Source organism: Microbacterium halimionae (genome assembly GCF_011761265.1).
Lineage (GTDB): Bacteria > Actinomycetota > Actinomycetes > Actinomycetales > Microbacteriaceae > Microbacterium > Microbacterium halimionae.
Genome location: NZ_JAAOZB010000001.1, coordinates 1,561,774 through 1,582,919, shown reverse-complemented (window position 1 = coordinate 1,582,919; position 21,146 = coordinate 1,561,774). Strand labels below are relative to the sequence as shown.

Here is a 21,146-nt window from a genome sequence, read left to right as displayed (position 1 = left end):
GTGTTGGACACGAAAATGAGCGCGAAATGCACGAACCGCGGCGAAACGGCACTGGGCGCATGTGGTAATTTTCACGGCATGCACGCGAACCAATCCTGGTGGACCGCCTTCGGGCGGTGAGTTCGCGTTTCCACGAATCCAGGCCGCCGAACGGGCGGCCTTTTCTCGTGAACGGCGGCCAAGGGCGGACAAGTAGTAAGGACCGATCATGACCGACGATGTCTCTTCAACTGCAGGCATTGCGCTGCTCGAGCGACTGCGGGCTGCGGCATCCGGCGAACCACTGGTGCTCCTCGCGCGCGAAGGTGGCGACGTCGAGGTTCTCACCGGTGATGTGGTCGATGTTGATGTCCTCGCTGACATCCCACTGCTGGACGCCTCGGGCACACCTCAAGAGGTTCTCGCCCTCGTGCCGTATCGGCAGGTCCGCGAGCGCGGCTTCGAATGCCACGACGATGGCGCCCCACTCCGGTGTGTCGTCGTCGGTGAACGCGCGCTGATCACACGACAGGATGCCATCAGCACCCTTCCGGCGCGGGAGATCCCGCTGTCCGAAGCCGGGTTCGACATTCCAGACAACGAATATGCCGAGATTGTGCGGCGCGTCATCGCTGACGAGATCGGCCGCGGCGAAGGCGCAAACTTTGTGATCCGTCGTGATTTCACCGCGCGGGTCGATTCGTCTGAAATTGAGGCTGCGCTCACCTGGTTCCGTGCGCTTCTCAGTCAAGAACGCGGTGCGTACTGGACGTTTCTTATTGCCACAGATGGCCACATTGCAGTTGGCGCCAGTCCGGAAGCTCATGTGAGTGCACGAAATGGCCTCGTGACGATGAACCCAATATCTGGCACTTTCCGTCACCCTGCCGGCGGCGCAACGGCCGCGACGCTTACCGAGTTTCTCGAGTCGACCAAAGAGACGGAAGAGCTCTTCATGGTCGTCGATGAGGAGCTGAAGATGATGAGCGCAGTGTGCTCTGACGGCGGCCGCATTACCGGCCCACGCCTCAAAGAGATGTCACGGCTGACACATACGGAGTATGTGCTCGAGGGCCACAGCACGCTTGATCCCCGTGACATCCTGCGCGAAACCATGTTTGCTCCCACCGTCACCGGTTCACCCATGCAAAATGCGTGCACTGTCATTACGCGCCACGAACGAGGCCCTCGCGGTTATTACTCCGGTGTCGCAGCGCTTTTCACTCCGCGTGATCATGTCGCTTCGGGCGAGTCAACCCACGATCTCGACGCCCCGATCCTCATCCGCACCGCGTACTTGGTGGATGGCACGCTCCGCGTTCCCGTCGGCGCGACTCTGGTTCGTCACTCAGATCCGCTGGGAGAAGTCAGCGAAACACACGGCAAAGCGGCTGGGGTTCTCGGAGCAATTGGTGCTATCGCCCGTGATGAGCCAGACGTAGACCCGGATGCACCCGCCCTCCCCCATGAACCGCTCGCTGACGATCCGGCGATCGCAGATTTGCTCGCCTCTCGGAACGCCCGATTGGCGGCTTTTTGGTTGGAACCTCAAGGGTCAGGCGCGGAGGGCCCGTTCGTTGGTCGGAGCGCCGTCGTCGTCGATGCCGAAGACCGCTTCACGACGATGCTCACTCACCAGCTGCGACACCTCGGCCTCGATGCCCACATCGTGCCGTGGAATGAGGTCACCGACGCACAACTCGATGGCGCCGATATTGTCGTGGCGGGGCCCGGTCCGGGCGATCCTCGGGCCCCACGCTCACCGCGACTTGAGCGCATGAGCCACGTCGTCGCACGTCGTGTCGAGCAGCGTCGACCGCTTCTCGCTGTGTGCCTGTCGCACCAAATCCTTGCGCACCTGCGTGGCATCGAACTTGCACCGCTGTCCCGACCCCATCAGGGTCTCCAGCTCGACGTCGACATCTTCGGTAAAACAGCATCGATCGGGTTCTACAACACCTTCACCGCCCATGTTGATCCCGGAACAGCGTCAACGCACGGCGCCGAGGTTTCGGCTGATTCGGCGTCGGGCGATGTTTACGCTCTGCGGGGTCCCGGGTTCGCGTCGGTGCAGGGTCACCTGGAATCGATTCTGTCGCGAGACGGCATGCGCACCTTGGAGCAGCTGATTTCTGACGCGTTCCGTCCGATCCTCAGCTAGGCGCCCGAGACGCAAGCCTCCAGTCGGTTAGAAGATCGAAAGCGGGTTCACGAGGTCGGCAACGATGAGGATGCCTCCCATCGCGAACAGCAGGATCACGACAACGAAAGTGACCGGCACAAGTTTGGTGGCATCGACCGGCTTCGGCGCCGGTCGTGAAAAGAGTTTGGCCCATGCCCGCTTGATGCCGTCCCACAGCGCAACCGCGATGTGGCCGCCGTCGAGCGGAAGCAGCGGGATCAGGTTGAAGACGAATAGCGCCAAGTTCAAAGACGCCAGCAACTGGATGATTCCCGCGACGCGGTTCAAGATTGGTGCGTCAGCAGCGGCGACCTCGCCGGCAATCACACCCGCGCCCACGATAGAAAGCGGACCGTTGGGGTCACGATCAGCCCCGGTAAACAGTGAAGCCGCAGTGTCGTAGACCTTCACCGGCAGCTGAGCGACGACGCCTATGACAGCCCCGGTGTTTTCCATGGCCGCGACCGCTCCGGTCCACACAGGTTGACGAACGTAGTCGACTTGAGAAGTAATCCCGGCGAAGCCAACTTCCTCGCCATTCACCTCTCGGGCCGCTGGGACGAGGGTCAGTGTCTCAGTTGCACCGTCGCGTTCGACGACAACAGCAATCGATTGCCCCGGTGAGTCCTGAATAATCGCGGATGCCTCGGCAAAATCTGCCACGCTCGTGCCGTCCACCGACACGATCACATCACCGGCCTCGAATCCGGCAGCTGCCGCTGGAGCCGCCGGGTCAGTCGCGGTGCAGTCGCTTGCGTCGTCAGCTGGGACGCAAGTGCTCACAGCTGCGACGGTGGTTGTTGCGGTCTGTACGCCGATTCCGGAAAACAAGATCGTGAAGAGCAGCACCGCCATCACAAGGTTCATGAACGGGCCACCGAGCATGATGACAACCCGTTTCCACACCGGCAGCTTGTAAAACACGCGGTCGTCGTCACCGAGGGTCTCGTCGTTCGCCATGCGTGCTTCTTGCACCATTGTGGAGAAGAATCGCGTCTTGCGAGCGGGCTGGCCGGCTTCTGCGCGCTCCCTCTCAGCGGGAGATGGCGGATACATCCCTGCCATCGAGATATAGCCACCAAGCGGGAGCGCTTTGAACCCGTATTCGGTCTCGCCCTTACGGCGCGACCAAAGAGTGGGACCGAATCCGATCATGTACTGGCCGACACGCACGCCGAAGGCCTTTGCCGGGGCGAGATGGCCTAGCTCGTGTACGGCAATCGACACCGCGAGTCCTACGACGAGAACAACGATGCCGATTACAAAGGCGATGACAGTCACAGAGCCACGCTAGTGGTGGATGCCTTTGAACGAGCCGTGACTGCGGAGTGACTGTGTTGTGCACCAGCTTCGGTACCGGCGCTACGGCATCCCTCACTGTCTTCTGGTTGAATGAGATGCAATGATGACGCCAAAATCCGCGCACGAACCGGCGCCAAATCTTCCACCCGTGCTGCGACCTGAAAAACCGCAGCCACGTGCCCTTGCCGACCTTGCCGCCCAGTTTGGCAGCGAGGTCCGTGGCGATACCAACGGCATCTCGCTCACTGGTGTCACGCTCGCAACTGCTGACCTGCGTCCTGGTGAGGCGTTCGTGGCGATGCAGGGCGTCAATAGGCACGGTGCCGAGTTCGCACCAATCGCCGCGGAACGGGGCGCGGTCGCAATCGTGACGGATGCCGCCGGAGCCGACATCGCGGCAAGCGCCGGTCTTCCCGTCGTCATCGTCGACAACCCGCGTGCCCAGCTCGGCGACATCTCAGCGTGGGCATACGGCACGGGGCCCGATGACGCACTGCCGCTGCTTTTCGCAACGACAGGCACGAACGGAAAAACAAGCGTCTCGCACATCCTCGAAGGCATTCTGACTCAGCTCGGGGTGTCGACCGGCCTGTCTTCTACGGCCGAGCGGCACATAGCAGGGCAGGTAATCGTGTCGCGCTTGACGACACCTGAGGCGTCCGAGTTTCACGCACTGCTTGCTTTGATGCGCGAACGGGGTGTCGAAGCCGTCGCAGTCGAAGTGAGTGCTCAAGCTCTCAGCCGTCACCGTGTCGACGGCATCATGTTCGATGTCGCTGGCTTCACCAATTTGAGCCACGACCACCTCGATGACTACGCCGACATGGCTGAGTACTTTCAGGCGAAGCTTCCCCTCTTCCACGCTGATCGCGCACGCCGTGCGGTGATTTGCCTCGACTCTGCCGCTGGTGCTGACGTTGTTGCGGCGTGCGAAGTGCCCTATGTCACAGTTGCAACTCCCGACATCGCTGATGATCCGAGAGCCGCAGCGGCGGCGGATTGGGTCGTCTCGATTGATGAGGAACGCCCCGAAGGCACCACATTCACTTTGAGCGGACCCGCCGGATCTCTCACCACAACAGTGCCGGTCATCGGTCGCCACATGGCGGCGAACGCCGCTCTGGCCATCGTTATGCTCCTCGAAGGCGGCTACCGCTGGGGCGATCTGAGTAAAGCTCTCGACGGGGGTCGCATTGAAGCGCACCTTCCAGGCCGCACCCAACTCGTGTCAGGCAAGAGTGGCCCCGCAGTTTACGTAGATTTCGGACACTCCCCCGACGCCTTTGAGAAGACTTTGGCAGCTATTCGACGGGTGACTCCCGGTCGCGTCCTGATGCTCTTTGGGGCAGACGGTGACCGTGATGCCACGAAGCGTCTCGATATGGGCCGTACCGCAGTACAGGGCAGCGATATTTTGGTCGTAACCGATCATCATCCGCGATTCGAAGCCCCCGACGGCATCCGCGCTGTTCTCATTTCCGGCGCTCGGCAGACGCGCCCCGACGCTGAGATCTACGAATTCTCACCGCCGGAACGTGCAATTGTCGAGGCCATCGCTCTCGTTTCTGACGGCGATGCCATTTTGTGGGCAGGGCCTGGGCACCAGGACTACCGCGACATTCGCGGTGAGCGCACGCCATACTCGGCGCGTGAGCTTGCCAGGCGAGCGCTGAAAAACGCTGGCTGGCCGGTGCCAGAACCGTCCTGGCCAGTGCCCTACCCGAACGAAGACTGACGCCGCATCAACTGCGGGCGATCAGCTCATCGGCAGTTCGACGGGCCCAGGATTCAGCATCCGCGAGGCTTTCCCGGCTGAGGGATGCTGGCGCCTCGTGCGCGTCCACAGTGCGCTGCACTGTCTCGACGATGCCGGGAAACGACAAGCGTCCCTCGTGGAAAGCATCAACTGCCTGCTCGTTCGCCGCGTTGAACACCGCTGGAAAGGTTTTGCCTGCGCGGCCCACGGCTTTCGCCAGCGACACGGCGGGAAATGCAGCTTCGTCGAGCGGCTCAAAAGTCCACGTCGACGCTGTTGTCCAATCAATCGGCGTACCAACACCGCTTACACGATCGGGCCATCCGAGCCCGAGGGAAATCGGCAGGCGCATGTCGGGTGGAGACGCCTGGGCGATGGTCGAGCCATCCCAGAATTCCACCATCGAGTGAACGATCGATTGGGGATGCACGACGACATCGATGTGGCGATAGTCCACGTCGAAAAGGAGATGGGCCTCAATTACCTCTAGTCCCTTGTTCACAAGGGTCGCAGAGTTCGTCGTGACCACACGCCCCATGTTCCACGTGGGATGGGCGAGAGCCTGCGCAGGAGTGACGCCCACGAGCTCCGCGGCCGAGCGACCGCGGAAAGGTCCGCCGGATGCTGTCAGCACGAGGCGTCGCACTTCACGAGCATCTCCTGATCGGAGACACTGCGCGATAGCTGAATGCTCGGAATCCACAGCAACGATCTGGCCGGGTCGAGCCTTCGCCTTGACAAGCTCGCCCCCGACAATCAGCGACTCTTTGTTAGCCAAAGCGAGTGTTCTGCCCATTTCGAGGGCGGCGAGAGTCGGGCCGAGCCCTACCGAGCCGGTAATTCCATTCAACACCACGTCGGCATCGACGTCTCGCACGAGCTGCTCGGCTTCAACTGCCCCAACGGCCGTGTGCTCCACACCAAACGCCACAGCTTGAGCGGCGAGCTGGCCGCGGTTACTTCCCGCGGCCAGCCCCACAACCTCATACTTGTCACGCCGTTCGGCGATCACATCGAGCGCTTGAGTGCCGATCGACCCGGTAGAGCCGAGAATGACAATGCGCCGAGGCATCCGAAACTCCTTACTCGGTGACCGCGTGCTGGGTACCGAGAATGTCGACGACGAAGACGAGTGTCTCGCCAGCGAGCGCGTTGGTGTTGTCTTCGCTTGCTTCGCCGTAGCCGAACTCAGGCGGGATGACGACCAAGACCTGCGATCCTACGGTTTGGCCTTCCAGCGCTTGCTGGAAGCCCGGCACAACCTGCGTTGTCACGAAGCTTGTCGGCGTGCCGCTCTCCCAGCTGGAGTCGAAGACTGTTCCGTCCGACCACTGCACACCGGTGTACTGCACCAAGACGGTGTCGCCAGACTCGACGACCGGGCCATCACCCAGCTTCAAAGTGTCGAGCTCGACATCAGTCGGAGCATCAGTGTCCGGAATCGTAATCGTGGGCGCACCGTCGTCGTCAAGAACGACAGTCGGGAAGCCATCAGCTGGTGTCTGCTCTTCACCCCAGGCTGCGGTGGGAACGATCTCAAGCGCGTCGATCACATAGACGCCAGCAGCACTTGAATCAGTCGCGGGGAAAGTCGCGACTGCCCGCGTGCCAATCGGGGCACAGCCGAAGATCTGGCCGAACGCGGCTTGAGGGGAGACCTGCTGTGGGAGGAAGCTGCCTTCCTCATAGCCGACGCTGTCAACCAGCTCGCCCGTCTCAGAGTTGTACACGGCGATTCCGTACGAGACGAAGTCCCCGGCCGAGACAGCCTCGCCGGTGCCTTCGGTCACAATAGTCGACTCAAGGTCGGCGATATCAAGCGGTGTTTCAAAAGTCACGTCTTCGGGCATCGAGCCGAAGTCGCCGGAAACCGACACAGCATTGGACGCGTCGCCTGAAGCGACAGCGGCGCTGCAGAGGTCTGAGACCTCGGCGCTAGGACTGGCGTCAGGCTCGCTAGAACCGGTGCAACCAGCGAGAGATAGAGCGGCAATAGCCGTGATGGACAAAGCGGCGAGCGAACGAATGCGCACGGAGAACCTCAATCGGTGTCTGGCGGGGATACGCCCATCATCCCCCATCTGCATATCCACTAGCTGAATGCCGCGCCGAAACCGGTCGTCGGACGAGGTTCGCCTATGCAAAGCGGAGCATGAAGATCGGAGTAGCCTCGTCTGGTGACCTCCGACGAGACGCCCGAAACCTCCGCGCGCCCCGAGAACCCGGCGCCGGTCAAAAATGTGGGCTTCGCCTATTTCCTTAGCCGTCGCATCATTGCACCGCTTGCCCGGGTGATCTATCGACCTCGAATCGAGGGCAGACACCATGTCCCGCGCCAGGGCCCGGTGATCTTCGCGAGTAACCACCTATCGTTCATCGACTCGTTCGCGATACCGATGTCGGCCCCGCGGCCGGTGCATTTTCTCGCCAAATCGAGTTACTTCGACGGAACAGGTCTTCGCGGCCGCATTTCCCGCGCGTTTTTCACAGCGCTCGGCGCAAGTCCCGTCGAGCGCGGCGCAGGCCAGGCAGCACTCGATGCACTCGATTCCCAAGAACGGATGCTGAACGCCGACAAAGCCATTGCGCTCTACCCCGAGGGCACTCGTTCGCTTGACGGACGACTCTATAAGGGGCGAACTGGCGTCGCCTTCCTTGCGCTCCAAACTGGTGCGCCCGTTGTACCCGTCGGACTCGCTGGCACGAATGAAGCGATGCCGGTCGGAGCAAAATTCCCGAGACTGCGACCACGTATTTCCGTGCGGTTCGGCGAGCCTCTTGACCTCAGCCACCATGGCCCGGCAACGTCAGGAAAAGCGCGACGGCTGGCAACGGACGAAATCATGGCAGCGATCCACGAGCTCTCCGGTCAAGAACTTGCCGGCACCTATAACGAGGTGCCGGCGCATAACCCGATCGAGCGAATCAAACAGGTTTTCCCGCACGAACGACGCTGAGCTTCACGCCTCGCTACGCCCGCCGGAAACAACGATTTTCGGCTCGTGACGCACCGGGAAGTTGACTGAGTTCGCAATAAAGCAGCGCTCATGTGCAGTTGCATGCGCTGCGAGCGCGGCATCCACCATGCTCTCGTCTGACACTGTGACGACCGGATGCAGCAGCACCTCCACGAACGCTCCGGATGCTTTACCGTGCTCTCGCATTGTTGCCGTCGCCTCGTCGCTGTAGGCGGTGACGACTACACCCACTTCGACGCACGCGTGGAGGTAAGACAACAGATGGCATTCAACGAGCGAGGCGATGAGTAGGTCTTCGGGGTTCCATCGCGAACCATCACCGCGAAACGGTACGTCCGCAGAGGCAAAGACATCGCTCTTTCCCTGCACGCTGAGCGTGACATCGCGATCGTACTCGCGGTATCCAGTTGTGCCAGTTCCTCGGTCGCCGGTCCATGTGGCTGTCAGCGTGTAGTGATGTTCTCCGAGCATGACATCAGTGTGCCACGCTCCAATCCGGGCGTGGTCGGTCGGTAGTCTTATCGGATGCCGCACACAATCTCCGCAGCAGATGCAGCTGAACTCGCCGTCGTCGAGCGCAGCGGCTTCGTTGAATCTCGTCACATTGGATCAGCGATCGTCCTTTCGCCCGACGGCCAGGTCGTTCGCACAGTCGGAGACGTCAGCGCACTGATCTTGCCCCGATCGAGCTTTAAGCCGATTCAGGCGCTGGGGAGCCTCGCGGCGGGCGCTTGGCTCGATTCCGAGCGCCTCGCTCTAGCTACGGCGAGCCACTCTGGTACCAATCGACATGTCGAAGTGGTGCGCGAGATTCTTGAAACAGCGCGCCTCACCGAAGATGCGCTCGGCTGTCCACCCTCCTGGCCGACAGACAGTGCGACGCGAGCCGAGATGATCCGCGATCGCGCTGAGCCCGCCCGAATTCGTATGAACTGTTCCGGCAAGCATGCTGCCATGCTGTTGGCTTGCAGCGTCAACGGCTGGGACACCGCAACCTACCTTGACCCGTCGCATCCGCTTCAGGTGCAGATTCGCGAAGTCGCTGAGCGCCTTACGGGTGAAAAGATGGCGCATGCCGCTATCGATGGTTGCGGCGCACCGGTGTACGCCGTGTCATTGACCGGCCTCGCACGGGCAGCCCACCGCATAGGCACGTCTTCTACAACGTCCCCGTTCGCTCTCCACCGGAATGCTGGCACACTCGTTCAGGCGGTACGCGATAACCCGTGGGCGATCCAGGGCCCAGGACAGCCCGACACGATCGCAATCGAACGGGCCGGTGTTTTCTCCAAGTACGGCGCCGAAGGAGTCATCATCATGACAGCTCCCAATGGCGCCACCGTTGCTGCCAAAACCCTCGACGGCAGCAATCGAGTAAGCCATGTCGTTGCGCTTGCGCTGCTCGAGCAGGCCGGAGCGCTGCCAGCAACAGATGTCGCCGCAGTCACGTCGCAGCTTTCCCTCACGATTTCGGGCGGTAGCCACGACGTAGGAATCATTCGGCCTGTCGTTTAGCTGGTCGTGCGCGAAACGCTTGCTGACTCGGCGCGCGGGAGGCGCACTCGCACCGGCGATTCACCTTGGCTCACAAGCCACGCTCGGTCAGCGCCGGGTGTGCAGTAGGGAGGCAGTTCACGGATGCCGGTCAATATTCGTAGCTCAGCGGCGCACGCTGAATCCACAACGAGGTCGTGACCATCTCGCACCGTTGAGAGGATTCGCCATGATCGTTGCCATTGTTCGCCGTCGCCGATGATGACGAGGGGTCGCTCTCCGATATCCGCCATCGAGGTGAGATTCGTTGCCTCTTCAACGCTCAGCACGCGGCATCCTGCCTGAGCCCACGTATTCGCAAGACGCCGGGAGGAAGCGCCGGGCCGCAAGACAAAACCTGTAATCGGCGCGGTTGGCGACCACAACTGTGGCTCCGTCGCAGACGACTCTTGCTGCGTGACATCCGGACATGCAAATTGAACAAGGATGCCGTCCAAACGCGCCCGTCCTGAGGGTCGAGGTTCAGCAAAAGTGCCGGAGTCCCCACCCGCTGCGATGTAGTCCTGTCGCGATGTCATCGCAAGTAGCGCACGTCTCGGCAGCAAATCAGCCAATCGGGATACCGATCCGGTAAATCGCTGAGCCGTTACAACGACGCGGTATCTCCCCGCCGCGCGCAGCAGATACTCAAGGTTGTGCGCTGCTTCCAGCGCGTAGTCGCTGGGAAACTGCGAAAGAAGAGCATCAACGTCGTCCACGAGAACAATCCCGCTCTCGGGCGGTTCCTCAACAAGCTTCGCGAGCGTATCCCACGCGCCTTCTGCCTCTCGCGGCACATTCACGATGCGCTCGCTTCCGACCTGCTGAGCGATGACTTGGAGCACCGAGGACTTGCCGCTTCCGCCACATCCCATGATCAGTAGCCCCCGGTCCCCCGGTCTCAGAGTCGCGACGCTCTGTTGCTGCTGATCAGGCTCGTCAGCGAGCCCCAAGACGATTTCGCCTTCCACGACGATCGGCACTTGCAACGATGACACGTTCGTGTGCGCTGGAAGCGCGGGCAACCAAGGTCGTCGAGGCGACGGGCCCATCGTCCCCGCAGCGATACGCGTGATGTCGTCCGTTGTCGTCAGGGCGATGCGCGCTGACGACGGCTGCGCATCCGCAGCGCGTTTGATCATTGCAAATCCGCGTGATTCCGGCGTTCCAGCCAGTTTGAACGCATGATCGGTACCAACGACCGACTTGCTGTCAGCCGGGTCGGTGACTCTCAAGCTCATCCGAAGCGGGCAGTTAGCCAGGAGCGAGTCGCGGATAACACCGGCGACGCGCTGCGTCCCGAGTACGAGATGCATGCCTAGGGCACGTCCGCGCGCGGCGACGTCAATGAATATCTCATGGAGTTCGGGGTGTGCCGCGACCAAAGCGGCGAATTCGTCTACGACGATAACGAGTCGCGGAAAAGCAGCTCGTTCATCGCTGATATCGCGCGCCCCGACGTTCGCCAAGGCACGTTCTCGCCACCGAATTTCTGCGCGAAGGCTCACCAGAGCACGTCGAGCACCCGTGCCATCGAGATCGGTGATGACTCCCGTGACATGCGGCAGCCTGCGAAGGCTGTCAAACGCTGTGCCACCTTTGAAATCGACCAGTAAAAAGCTCACAGCTGTGGTGTCAAACTGTGCGCTGAGCGAAGCTACCCAGGTGATGAGCAGCTCGCTCTTCCCCGATCCGGTCACACCCGCAACGATCGCGTGTGGGCCGTCAGCGACCAGATCAACCCAACTTGCCTGGTGCCCGTCGTGTCCGATCACAGCGCGAAGTGGCGCAAGCGTGGTGGCGATCTCGTCAGAGAGAAGGTCGCGAAGAGCAACATCAGCGGGGCCCGCGGCCGGCGTAAATGCTCGTGCGCGCGTCCCGAGCTCGGTAGCGACCTGCAGCGCTTGAGCTGGTGCGAGCATCTCAACTTCGACCGCCATTGAGTGCGATTCGTCGTTCGCCTCGACGAATCGTGCATCATCCATGCGCGCGCTGACGAGGCCTGTCAGGTTAAGCACGCACCCACAGCCCGGCGGAAGCGGCGCGCCCGGCTCAACACGGGCAAGCATGATGTCGCACGTATCGACGAGCGGCACACCCGATTCGCATACTCCGAGCGAGTACTTCGCGCCACTGCCCCAGTGCGGCAGCGCGCGCATCCATTCCTCGGGTTTAGCCGCTGACACTCTCAGTCGGCTTGGCGGTAGTGCGAGGCAAAGCTGCACGATGAGCGCGCGAATCACCGCCGCCGCAAGGTGCGTTGGCCCCACGACGGCAATGCCTCGGTGAGCAGCAGCGGTGATCGGCGCATCGATGAGACGCTGTGCACGCTGGCGAAGCTGCTCGGCATCTCCCCCCTCGCCACCAGAAATGTAGACCACGCTCTGCGTCGTGCCGCGACCAACGACAATCGCGGGGGCATCCGTGCTCTGGTCGCGCCACACTGCAGAATCGTCCGCGATAAACCCAACGATGTCAGGATGCCTCGCCTCGAGAGAACGTCGCTCCGAGGCATGGCGCTCATCGACAATGCTCGCCAAGCCAGCAATAGCGGTCGCCAGTGTCTTGAGCGATCGTTGGCGTGATTTGCGCGCCGCACGACGCGCGTCTATCGCTGCGGCAACCGCTATCAGCGGGCCGAGTGCGGCGAACCAGAGTGCAAAAATCGACCCGGTGAACAACCACAGCGCCACTGCACCGATGACAGGCACGAAGGCCGCAAAAATAGGCAGACTTTGACGTCGCGGTGGCAACTCGGGGGTGGGAAGTCGTAAGGATTCTCCCCGCTGGTGCGACGCCAAGCGCGAGTCGACGTGGCGGGCACGATCTGAAGTTTGTGGCATTTTGCCAGTAGACATCCATCACAACATGCGTCGTGTGGACTTCTCACGAACAGGGACAAGACGTAAGGAGCTCGCCGCTGTGGAGAATATGAGCTCCGGAAATTAAGCGTTGTGGCCGATCAGGTCAGCTCGCGCCCACAAAGACAACGTCAAGAACAATGATCGTCACGTTGTCCCGTCCGCCATTTTCGAGTGCCGCGTCGAGCATCGCCGATACTGCTGCGGCCGGGTCGCTGTGCTCTTCTAAGAAATGCTGAATTCCGAAGTCGGTGAGCTCTTTCGTCAAACCGTCTGAGCAGATGACAAACCTGTCACCATCGACGAGATCCAGCCGAACGTAATCTGGCTTTACGCTCTCGGTAGGTCCCACAGCACGCGTGATGACATTGCCATACGGATGGTTCTCGGCTTCTTCTGGACTCAGTCGACCTGCCGCGATGAGCTCCTGAACGACTGAATGATCGGTGGTGATCTGCACGAGCGAATCGTCACGAGAAAGATAGACGCGCGAATCTCCGATGTTCAACGTCACCCAGTGCGGCTCGGGCGTTGTGACATCGAGATAGACACCCGTGACTGTCGTTCCGGTACCTTCGTCCGTCGCTTCCGGATGCGAAGCAATGTCTTTTACAGCGCGAGTGAGCGCCTTTTCAATAATACGGGGCGTCATTTTCGCGCCGTCAAGAGTCGCAGACAGGCGTGTAATGGTGCTGGCGCTGGCGATCTCGCCACCGATGTGTCCGCCCATGCCATCAGCGACGATGAAAAGAGGAAAGTCGGCAAGCACTGCGTCTTGATTAATTTCGCGGCGGCGGCCGGTGTCTGTGACTGCTGCCCACGTCAGAGTGAGTTCGCCTTGCGGCAAAGTCACCGAGTGGGTTCGGGTGGATACTTCGGGCACGCCCTGTCCTCCCCGCCAGCTGGCGGTCGTTGCGTCGCCGTGGTCACGGCATTTTCACATCTTAGTAGACGTGAGCGACCCACTCTCGCTCGGCGCGCGGCAACAAGAAATGCGCCTCCGCATGAAGCGGAGGCGCATTTCCTTCTTAGCAGCCTAAGACTGCGGAGCGGGAGGCGTGGGCGGTGTGTACGAACCCGGAGCGGGCGGCATTGGTGAAGCGCCGCCATGCTGCGGAGGAACACCGTCCCAGACGGTGTTGTCCGCGAGGAAGCTGCTGCTCCACGGTGCGAGCGGTAGAGCCGTCGACCAGCGCGATGACGTAAACGCCATAATTGCGAGCCAAATAAGGCTACCGATACCGGGGATGAGGAAGAGCAAGAGGTAGTACCACTCTTTACCGAGCTTCAGTCCAACGCGCCACGAGTACATGACGATGAGAACGAGTGGAACGAGATAAAGCAGTGCACCGACGATCGGGATGCCCGACAAAAGCCCTGCCCCCACCAGCGCACCAAGGAACCACCAGGGCGACAGATCGCCGAGCTTCGCCAAGATGAGGTAGTTGTAGACCGGGACCCACGCACGCCACTTGCCTTGTACACCCGCTTTATCAAAAATGCGCATGTAGAGAAAGGAGCTGATGAGATATCCCGCGAGCGCGAGTATCAACAGAAAAGGAATGAGAAAGACAAGAACAGCAAGGATGCCGAGCCCGTTCACATCCGAGTCGTAGTTCGAACTGAAGATCATAGTTACTTCCTTGATTGAGGGAGCTGAAGATCAGCTACGGGACCAAAGTGACACCCACTGCTTCAGTCTAGCCAATCTCTAAGGGTTCTCACAGGAAGCCACCCACGGCGCGGCTAAACAGCGACGAGGTCCCAGGATCCGGAGCCGTTGTCGCGTAGGTCAAATCCCACCGATGCCGCCCACCCGGCGAGCGAATCGAGCGAAAGCAACGCCGGCTGTGCCACGGCGAGGGCACGAACGAACGCGCCTTTGGAGTGCTTATTGAAGTGATTTAGCGCTCTCACGGCGCCATCTTCCGCTGTCGCGACAACTCGAACATAGGCGCTCGAGACGGACAGCGGGGCTGGCCCCAGCGAGACGTACGCCTGTGATCGCAAATCAAGAATGAATTCAGGCTCGGCCGCAACGAGAGCGCCCGATACAGCGCTAGCCCACGTCTTACGCAGCGAGGGCAGCCCCGGCAGCGACGCTGAGGCGCCCAAACGATACGCCGGGATCGGGTCGAGCGCCCCCACCAAGCCCAAGGGGGCCGTGTGAATAACGACGTTATCGCCCAACCAGCCGCGAGCATTCTCATCAAGATCGTGCGCAGCAAGCACGTCGTAGAGCACGCCTGTGTAGCGATCGATCGCCGGCATCGTGGGTGACGCGTAGATCTCAGCGTTGACACTAATCTCGCCTCGCTGCCGGTCGCTGAGCTTGAGTATCCGTGCAGCATCCTCTGGGTGTGCGGAGAGCGTGACGAGCGCGGCGAGCACGTCTCGGCGCGCTCGAGTGAGCTCTGCAAACGCGAGTGAATCCAGGGTGAGCGGTTCGGCAACCCCGCCGGGGCGTTTGGTTTCAGAGGGGGGAAGAATAATCATGAGGAAAAACAACGCGCGCCACCCAGAAGTGGGCGGCGCGCGCTGTAACTGCTGGTCAGGAGACGAGCGCCGCGTTCCCCGCTACGATCGTCAACACGTTGCCCTCCATCGAGAGGAAACCGTCCTGCGCACTCGCCAGAACTTTTTCACCCTCAAGGGTCGTGATGCGCACCTGGCCCTCCGCAAGAATTGCCAAGATGGGCTCGTGATCGGCCATGAGACCGATCTCGCCCTCAACGGTCTTCGCGACGACGAGTGATGCGTCACCGGTCCAAACCTCGGCATCAGCCGAAACGAGGCTCACGTGCAGCGGCATGTTAGCCATTCTCCTTCTGAATACGTGCCCAGTTGGCCTCAACGTCGGCGATACCACCGACGTTGAAGAACGCCTGCTCGGCTACGTGGTCGAAATCACCCTTGACGATTGCGTCGAACGATTCGATTGTTTCCTTGATCGGCACAGTCGAACCCTCGACACCGGTGAATTTCTTCGCCATGTAGGTGTTCTGTGAGAGGAACTGCTGAATGCGGCGCGCGCGTGAAACGACGATCTTGTCTTCTTCAGAAAGCTCGTCAACACCAAGGATCGCGATGATTTCCTGCAGTTCCTTGTTCTTCTGAAGGATCTGCTTGACCGCGGTTGCCACACGGTAGTGGTCGTCACCGATGTAGCGAGGGTCAAGAATACGGCTCGTTGACGTCAGCGGGTCAACAGCCGGATAAAGACCCTTCGACGCGATCTCACGCGAAAGCTCGGTTGTCGCGTCGAGGTGAGCGAACGTCGTTGCCGGAGCCGGGTCGGTGTAGTCATCTGCGGGCACATAAATAGCCTGGAGAGACGTGATGGAGTGTCCACGTGTCGACGTGATGCGCTCCTGGAGCACACCCATCTCGTCAGCGAGGTTCGGCTGGTATCCCACGGCCGAAGGCATACGCCCCAGCAGAGTCGACACCTCGGAACCGGCCTGCGTGAAGCGGAAGATGTTGTCGATGAACAACAGCACGTCCTGCTTCTGCACGTCACGGAAGTACTCCGCCATCGTCAGAGCCGACAGCGCGACGCGAAGACGCGTTCCCGGCGGCTCGTCCATCTGGCCGAACACAAGCGCGGTCTTGTCGAACACGCCAGCTTCGTCCATCTCGGCGATGAGGTCGTTACCCTCACGGGTACGCTCCCCCACACCAGCGAACACCGAAACACCACCGTGATCCTGAGCAACGCGCTGGATCATTTCCTGGATCAGCACGGTCTTACCGACACCTGCACCACCGAAGAGGCCGATCTTTCCACCGAGAACATACGGCGTGAGCAGGTCAATGACCTTGATGCCGGTCTCAAACATCTGCGTCTTCGACTCAAGCTGGTCGAAGTTCGGAGCCTTGCGGTGGATTCCCCAGCGCTCGGTGATCTCGATCTTCTCGCCGGGCTCAGCGTTCAAGATGTCACCCGTGACGTTGAACACTCGTCCCTTAGTGATGTCACCGACGGGAACCGTGATGGGGCCACCGGTGTCGCGAACTTCCTGTCCGCGAACGATGCCATCCGTCGGCTTCAGTGCGATCGCGCGAACAAGATCGTCGCCGAGATGCTGTGCAACCTCGAGCGTGATCTCGGTGACGTCCTCGCCGATCGTGATCGTCGTCTTGAGAGCGTTGTAAATGTCGGGGATGTCATCGTGAGGGAACTCGATGTCCACGACGGGGCCGTTGACGCGCGCAACGCGACCGACGACCGCGGTCTGCGTCGCTTCAGCGGTAGAAGTCATTGTCATCTTCTCTTTCGTGTGAATGTCATTTGCCCGACGAGAGGGCGTCGGCGCCGCCGACGATCTCGGCGATCTGCTGCGTGATCTCCGCCTGGCGCGCGTTATTGCGGAGGCGGGTGTAATCGGTGATGAGTTTGTCGGCGTTATCGCTTGCGGACTTCATCGCCTTCTGCGTCGCGGCGTGCTTTGCGGCCGACGACTGCAAAAGAGCGTTGAATACCCGGCTCTGGATGTACACCGGCAACAGTGCGTCCAAAACGGTCTCAGCATCCGGCTCGAATTCGTAGAGCGGATAAATCTGACCGTCGTTGGTATCGTCGCTTGCCTCAACAACCTCGAGCGGCAACAAGCGCACACGCTCGGGCTTTTGTACCATCATGCTGACGAAGCGGTTGTAAACGAGGTGAATCTCGTCGACGCCCTCGCTCTCGCCACCACGCGTGAATGCGTCGAGGAGAGTTGTCGCGATTTCTTCTGCCGTGCCGAAGTGCGGTGTATCGGTGTCACCGATCCACTGCGCCGCGCTCACCATCTTCCGGAATTGGAAGTAACCGACAGCCTTCCGCCCGACGAGGTAGAACACTGGCTCTTTACCCTGCGAGCGAAGAAGCTCTCCTACTTCCAATCCGTCTCGCAGAATCTGCGAGTTGAACGCGCCGGCGAGGCCGCGGTCGGACGAGAAGATGACCACCGCAGAGCGACGAATCACCTCTGGCTCACGGGTAAGAGGGTGATCAACGTTCGAGTGGGTCGAAACTGCCGACACAGCCCGTGTCACGGCGCGCGCGAACGGAGAGGACGCGCGTACACGCGCCATCGCCTTCTGAATGCGCGAAGCCGCGATGAGCTCCATCGCCTTCGTAATCTTCTTGGTCGTCTGGGCAGAAGAAATCTTCTGCTTGTAGACCCTGAGTTGTGCGCCCATTAGTCGTCGTCTCTGTTATCTAGCCGCGACGGCCCTTGACGATCTTCTCCTGGTTGACGTCGGTTTCAGCTGCCGCCGCCACCTCCTCGCGTCCGGGGGCGTCAATGGCCTGGCCTTTGCCGCCCTGGAATTCGAGGATGAAGTCGTCAGTGACCTTTTCCATCTCGGCAACAATCTCATCGCTCAGCGCGTTGGTCTCCCGCAGCGTGTCGAGGATTGAAGTGTTGCGACGCATGTAATCGAGTAGATCGCGCTCAAAACGCAAGACATCTTCGACTTCGATCGAGTCGAGTTTGCCTTTCGTTCCGGCCCAGATCGAAACAACCTGCTCTTCGACGGGGTACGGCGAGTACTGAGGCTGCTTCAGCAGCTCAGTCAGGCGCTCACCGCGAGAGAGCTGACGACGCGACGCGGCGTCAAGGTCCGACGCAAACATCGCGAAGGCCTGGAGTGAGCGGTACTGAGCGAGTTCGAGCTTCAGCGTTCCCGACACCTTCTTGATCGATTTCACCTGAGCGTCACCACCAACACGCGACACGGAGATACCAACGTCGACAGCGGGACGCTGGTTAGAGTTGAAGAGATCCGACTGCAAGAAGATCTGTCCGTCAGTGATCGAGATCACGTTGGTCGGGATGTATGCCGAGACGTCGTTCGCCTTAGTCTCGATGATCGGCAGGCCGGTCATCGAGCCAGCACCGAGTTCGTCAGAGAGCTTTGCGCAACGCTCCAGCAGACGCGAGTGCAGGTAGAAAACGTCACCAGGGTATGCCTCGCGGCCCGGCGGACGACGCAGAAGCAGCGATACGGCACGGTAGGCCTCAGCCTGCTTCGACAGGTCATCAAAAATGATGAGGACGTGCTTGCCCTCATACATCCAGTGTTGACCAATAGCAGAACCGGTGTACGGCGCCAAGTACTTGAAGCCGGCGGGGTCAGATGCGGGAGCCGCAACGATCGTCGTGTACTCCATTGCACCGGCATCTTCGAGAGCGCCCTTGACCGAAGCGATCGTGGAGCCCTTCTGGCCGATTGCCACGTAGATGCAGCGCACCTGCTTGTTGGTGTCGCCCGACTCCCAGTTGGCCTTCTGGTTGATGATCGTGTCGATCGCGATCGCGGTTTTACCCGTCTGGCGGTCACCAATGATGAGCTGGCGCTGACCACGACCGACAGGAATCATGGCGTCGATTGCCTTGATGCCGGTCTGAAGCGGCTCGTGCACACTCTTGCGCTGCATGACGCCGGGCGCCTGCAACTCAAGGGCGCGACGGCCGGTCGTTGCGATCTCACCGAGTCCGTCGATGGGGGCACCGAGAGTATCAACGACGCGACCGAGGTAGCCATCACCGACAGGAACCGAAAGCACCTCACCGGTACGGGTGACCTGCTGGCCGGCTTCAACGCCAGCAAACTCGCCGAGAACGACGACACCGATGACGTGCTCATCGAGGCTGAGAGCGAGGCCGAGCGTGCCGTCAGCAAACTTGACGAGCTCGTTGGCCATGACGCCCGGCAAACCCTCGACGTGAGCGATGCCGTCCGCGGCGTCGACGACCGTGCCGACCTCAGCGGCAGCAGAGCCGGTGGGCTCGTACGCGGCGACGAAGTCTTTCAGCGCGTCACGAATGACGTCGGGGCTGATGGAGATTTCTGCCATTGTCTTCCTTCGTGTTTGTGGGGCCTCGGCCCCGAAGTCTCCGCAGTGCAGCGGGAAGTCTTTGATCAGCCAGCGAGACGCTGGCGAAGATCTGCCAATCGGGTGGAAACGCTCGCATCGATGAGCTCATCGCCAATGGCGACTCGGAGTCCCCCGACAACAGCTGCGTCAATGACGACGTTGATAGAAACATCGGTTCTGTAGCGAGCACTGAGAGCCGACCGCAAGCGATCGATCTGGCTCGCACCGAGGTCGTGAGCCGTCGTAACAGTTGCAACCGTTCGACCACGCTGGCGTGCAGCGATGTCGAGCGCCTGGGTCAAGATCGCGCGGACGCGACGTTCACCAGGCTGGCGCACGATCGACGAAATGATCAGGCTGGTTGCGGCGCTCACTTTGCCGTCAACGAGCGACTCGACGAGGGTTCCCTTCGCAGAGGCGTCACCCAATCGGCTGCCCAAGGCAAGCTCAAGTTCCGGGTTGTCTGCGACTATCCGTGAAAACCAGAACAGCTCGCCTTCCACGTCGGTCGACGGATCGGCGACAACGGCAGCACGTACTGCAAGTTCTTCGATGCCAGCCACAAGGTCGGCGTCCGAAGACCAACGCTGCTCGACCGCTGCGTTCAGCAACGAGACAGCACTCGGCGCAAATTCTTTCGCGAAGACAGCGTTGATAACCGCGGTCCGCGCTGATGGCGCCGCAGCGCCATCAGCCAGAGCACTTCGCAGTTGAACGGAGTCAGCAAGAGTGCGCGCCGCGGTAAACAGCTGCGTAGCAACGTCGAGGTCGACACCGGATGCAGCATCGAGTGCCGCCGACGTCGCCGCGAGTGCGTGCGTGGTCGCGCTACCCATTACTTCGACGCCTTTTCTACTGCGTCTGATTCTTCAAGCTCCGCGAGGAACCGGTCGACAACGGCCTGTGCCTTCGCGTCGTCAGAGAGTGTCTCTCCGATTACGCCACCAGCAAGGTCGAGAGCAAGGGTGCCCACTTCAGATCGCAGCGAAACGAGAGCAGTCTGACGCTCAGCTTCGATCTGCGACTGCGCAGCAGCTGTGACGCGAGCAGCCTCAGTGGTTGCCGTCTCTTTCGCTTCAGCGACAATCTTCTTGCCGTCGTCGCGAGCTGCTTCCCGGATCTCTCCAGCTTCTTTGCGAGCCTCTGCGAGCTGAGCGGTGTACTCCTCAAGAGCAGCCTCCGCCTGACGCTGAGCCTCATCAGCCTTCGCGATGTTGCCTTCGATGGCGGTTGCGCGCTGATCGAGCATCGCCTGCATCTTGGGCAGAACAACGCGCCAGAAGACGAAAAGGATGACGACAAAGCACACTGCCGACCACACGATGTCATACGTCGCAGGCAACAGCGGGTTTGGAGCCGCCTCAGTCTCTTCGGCAGCGTGGGTGACAAGAGCGGATAGCATCCTGTCTCCTTACTTGTGTAGGTGGAGGGATCAGGCGCCGAAGATGAAGCCGGTAGCAATACCGATGAACGCGAGCGCCTCGGTGAATGCGATACCGATGAACATCAGAACCTGAAGGCGGCCGGCGAGCTCGGGCTGACGAGCAACGCCCTCAATCGTCTTACCGACAACAATGCCGACGCCGATTGCGGGGCCGATTGCGGCGAGACCGTAACCGACAGTCGCGATCGAACCGGTGACCTGTGCGAGAACCGTAGTTGCGTCCACGGGTTATTTCCTTTCGTT

Annotated in this window: 19 protein-coding genes; 4 read left to right on the top strand and 15 right to left on the bottom strand. The window is 60.8% G+C overall.

Translation table 11 applies throughout. The features are described 5' to 3' along the window. The first annotated feature begins 208 nt into the window (after positions 1 to 208). Positions 209 to 2,140 (top strand): anthranilate synthase family protein, encoded by a 1,932-nt coding sequence (locus tag FHS06_RS07250; RefSeq protein ID WP_167047367.1) that lies wholly within the window; start codon positions 209 to 211, stop codon positions 2,138 to 2,140. Between the two features lie 27 nt (positions 2,141 to 2,167). On the opposite strand, the gene FHS06_RS07245 is transcribed toward FHS06_RS07250, so the two are convergent. Continuing rightward, entirely contained in the window at positions 2,168 to 3,442 is a 1,275-nt protein-coding gene (locus tag FHS06_RS07245) for a M50 family metallopeptidase (RefSeq protein WP_167047365.1), read from the bottom strand. Positions 3,443 to 3,563: 121 nt separating this feature from the next. On the opposite strand from FHS06_RS07245, the gene FHS06_RS07240 reads away from it, so the two are divergent. Continuing rightward, the gene (locus tag FHS06_RS07240; protein WP_243845268.1) at positions 3,564 to 5,198 is read left to right on the top strand and encodes a Mur ligase family protein; all 1,635 of its coding nucleotides are present in this window, start codon (positions 3,564 to 3,566) and stop codon (positions 5,196 to 5,198) included. 7 nt (positions 5,199 to 5,205) lie between these two features. Here FHS06_RS07240 and FHS06_RS07235 read toward each other — a convergent pair whose 3' ends face one another. Beyond that, positions 5,206 to 6,291 carry a 1-deoxy-D-xylulose-5-phosphate reductoisomerase gene (locus FHS06_RS07235; RefSeq protein WP_167047362.1) on the bottom strand — a complete coding sequence of 362 codons (1,086 nt, stop codon included), beginning with the start codon at positions 6,289 to 6,291 and terminating at the stop codon, positions 5,206 to 5,208. 10 nt (positions 6,292 to 6,301) lie between these two features. Continuing rightward, entirely contained in the window at positions 6,302 to 7,252 is a 951-nt protein-coding gene (locus FHS06_RS07230) for an FKBP-type peptidyl-prolyl cis-trans isomerase (RefSeq protein WP_167047359.1), read from the bottom strand. A gap of 207 nt (positions 7,253 to 7,459) precedes the next feature. Between FHS06_RS07230 and FHS06_RS07225 the strand changes: the two genes are divergently transcribed. Continuing rightward, entirely contained in the window at positions 7,460 to 8,176 is a 717-nt protein-coding gene (locus FHS06_RS07225; protein WP_310734850.1) for a lysophospholipid acyltransferase family protein, read from the top strand. A 3-nt stretch (positions 8,177 to 8,179) separates the two neighbouring features. On the opposite strand, the gene FHS06_RS07220 is transcribed toward FHS06_RS07225, so the two are convergent. Next, complete coding sequence (locus FHS06_RS07220; RefSeq protein WP_167047353.1) at positions 8,180 to 8,668, bottom strand: OsmC family protein; 489 nt, start codon at positions 8,666 to 8,668, stop codon at positions 8,180 to 8,182. Positions 8,669 to 8,722: 54 nt separating this feature from the next. Here FHS06_RS07220 and FHS06_RS07215 point away from each other — a divergent pair, with 54 nt between their 5' ends. Next, positions 8,723 to 9,712: an asparaginase gene (locus FHS06_RS07215; protein WP_167047350.1), complete on the top strand. Its 990-nt coding sequence runs from the start codon at positions 8,723 to 8,725 to the stop codon at positions 9,710 to 9,712. On the opposite strand, the gene FHS06_RS07210 is transcribed toward FHS06_RS07215, so the two are convergent. The 11 genes from FHS06_RS07210 to atpE all read right to left on the bottom strand — a co-directional run bounded on the left by FHS06_RS07210 (position 9,709) and on the right by atpE (position 21,128). Further along, positions 9,709 to 12,573 carry an FtsK/SpoIIIE domain-containing protein gene (locus FHS06_RS07210; RefSeq protein WP_167047346.1) on the bottom strand — a complete coding sequence of 955 codons (2,865 nt, stop codon included), beginning with the start codon at positions 12,571 to 12,573 and terminating at the stop codon, positions 9,709 to 9,711. The genes FHS06_RS07215 and FHS06_RS07210 overlap by 4 nt on opposite strands. Positions 12,574 to 12,697: 124 nt before the next feature. Continuing rightward, positions 12,698 to 13,474: a PP2C family protein-serine/threonine phosphatase gene (locus FHS06_RS07205; RefSeq protein ID WP_167047343.1), complete on the bottom strand. Its 777-nt coding sequence runs from the start codon at positions 13,472 to 13,474 to the stop codon at positions 12,698 to 12,700. Positions 13,475 to 13,627: 153 nt separating this feature from the next. After that, positions 13,628 to 14,224, bottom strand: a complete 597-nt coding sequence (locus FHS06_RS07200; RefSeq protein ID WP_167047340.1) for a large exoprotein — start codon at positions 14,222 to 14,224, stop codon at positions 13,628 to 13,630. A 113-nt stretch (positions 14,225 to 14,337) separates the two neighbouring features. Continuing rightward, on the bottom strand, positions 14,338 to 15,087 hold the full coding sequence (locus tag FHS06_RS07195; protein ID WP_167047337.1) for a YaaA family protein: 750 nt from the start codon (positions 15,085 to 15,087) through the stop codon (positions 14,338 to 14,340). A 55-nt stretch (positions 15,088 to 15,142) separates the two neighbouring features. Then, positions 15,143 to 15,403: a F0F1 ATP synthase subunit epsilon gene (locus tag FHS06_RS07190; protein WP_167048087.1), complete on the bottom strand. Its 261-nt coding sequence runs from the start codon at positions 15,401 to 15,403 to the stop codon at positions 15,143 to 15,145. Between the two features lies 1 nt (position 15,404). Continuing rightward, complete coding sequence (atpD, locus tag FHS06_RS07185) at positions 15,405 to 16,859, bottom strand: F0F1 ATP synthase subunit beta (protein WP_182486501.1); 1,455 nt, start codon at positions 16,857 to 16,859, stop codon at positions 15,405 to 15,407. A 19-nt stretch (positions 16,860 to 16,878) separates the two neighbouring features. Further along, positions 16,879 to 17,778, bottom strand: a complete 900-nt coding sequence (locus FHS06_RS07180; protein WP_167047332.1) for a F0F1 ATP synthase subunit gamma — start codon at positions 17,776 to 17,778, stop codon at positions 16,879 to 16,881. A 19-nt stretch (positions 17,779 to 17,797) separates the two neighbouring features. Continuing rightward, the gene (atpA, locus tag FHS06_RS07175) at positions 17,798 to 19,438 is read right to left on the bottom strand and encodes a F0F1 ATP synthase subunit alpha (RefSeq protein ID WP_167047329.1); all 1,641 of its coding nucleotides are present in this window, start codon (positions 19,436 to 19,438) and stop codon (positions 17,798 to 17,800) included. A 65-nt stretch (positions 19,439 to 19,503) separates the two neighbouring features. Continuing rightward, entirely contained in the window at positions 19,504 to 20,295 is a 792-nt protein-coding gene (locus FHS06_RS07170) for a F0F1 ATP synthase subunit delta (RefSeq protein WP_167047326.1), read from the bottom strand. Then, positions 20,295 to 20,861: a F0F1 ATP synthase subunit B gene (locus tag FHS06_RS07165; RefSeq protein ID WP_167047324.1), complete on the bottom strand. Its 567-nt coding sequence runs from the start codon at positions 20,859 to 20,861 to the stop codon at positions 20,295 to 20,297. Before FHS06_RS07165 ends, FHS06_RS07170 begins: the two co-directional genes overlap by 1 nt. Before the next feature lie 30 nt (positions 20,862 to 20,891). Further along, a complete protein-coding gene (gene atpE, locus FHS06_RS07160) occupies positions 20,892 to 21,128 on the bottom strand; it encodes an ATP synthase F0 subunit C (protein WP_165138922.1) in 237 nt (78 codons plus the stop codon). Positions 21,129 to 21,146 lie beyond the last annotated feature (18 nt).

Bases quoted from the DNA above. Each gene is read 5' to 3' on its own strand.
- FHS06_RS07250 (WP_167047367.1), top strand. From the start codon at position 209: ATGACCGACGATGTCTCTTCAACTGCAGGCATTGCGCTGCTCGAGCGA.
- FHS06_RS07240 (WP_243845268.1), top strand. From the start codon at position 3,564: ATGATGACGCCAAAATCCGCGCACGAACCGGCGCCAAATCTTCCACCC.
- FHS06_RS07235 (WP_167047362.1), bottom strand. From the start codon at position 6,291: ATGCCTCGGCGCATTGTCATTCTCGGCTCTACCGGGTCGATCGGCACT.
- FHS06_RS07220 (WP_167047353.1), bottom strand. From the start codon at position 8,668: ATGCTCGGAGAACATCACTACACGCTGACAGCCACATGGACCGGCGAC.
- FHS06_RS07215 (WP_167047350.1), top strand. From the start codon at position 8,723: ATGCCGCACACAATCTCCGCAGCAGATGCAGCTGAACTCGCCGTCGTC.
- FHS06_RS07210 (WP_167047346.1), bottom strand. From the start codon at position 12,573: ATGCCACAAACTTCAGATCGTGCCCGCCACGTCGACTCGCGCTTGGCG.
- FHS06_RS07200 (WP_167047340.1), bottom strand. From the start codon at position 14,224: ATGATCTTCAGTTCGAACTACGACTCGGATGTGAACGGGCTCGGCATC.
- FHS06_RS07195 (WP_167047337.1), bottom strand. From the start codon at position 15,087: ATGATTATTCTTCCCCCCTCTGAAACCAAACGCCCCGGCGGGGTTGCC.
- FHS06_RS07190 (WP_167048087.1), bottom strand. From the start codon at position 15,403: ATGCCGCTGCACGTGAGCCTCGTTTCGGCTGATGCCGAGGTTTGGACC.
- atpD (WP_182486501.1), bottom strand. From the start codon at position 16,859: ATGACAATGACTTCTACCGCTGAAGCGACGCAGACCGCGGTCGTCGGT.
- FHS06_RS07180 (WP_167047332.1), bottom strand. From the start codon at position 17,778: ATGGGCGCACAACTCAGGGTCTACAAGCAGAAGATTTCTTCTGCCCAG.
- atpA (WP_167047329.1), bottom strand. From the start codon at position 19,438: ATGGCAGAAATCTCCATCAGCCCCGACGTCATTCGTGACGCGCTGAAA.
- FHS06_RS07170 (WP_167047326.1), bottom strand. From the start codon at position 20,295: ATGGGTAGCGCGACCACGCACGCACTCGCGGCGACGTCGGCGGCACTC.
- FHS06_RS07165 (WP_167047324.1), bottom strand. From the start codon at position 20,861: ATGCTATCCGCTCTTGTCACCCACGCTGCCGAAGAGACTGAGGCGGCT.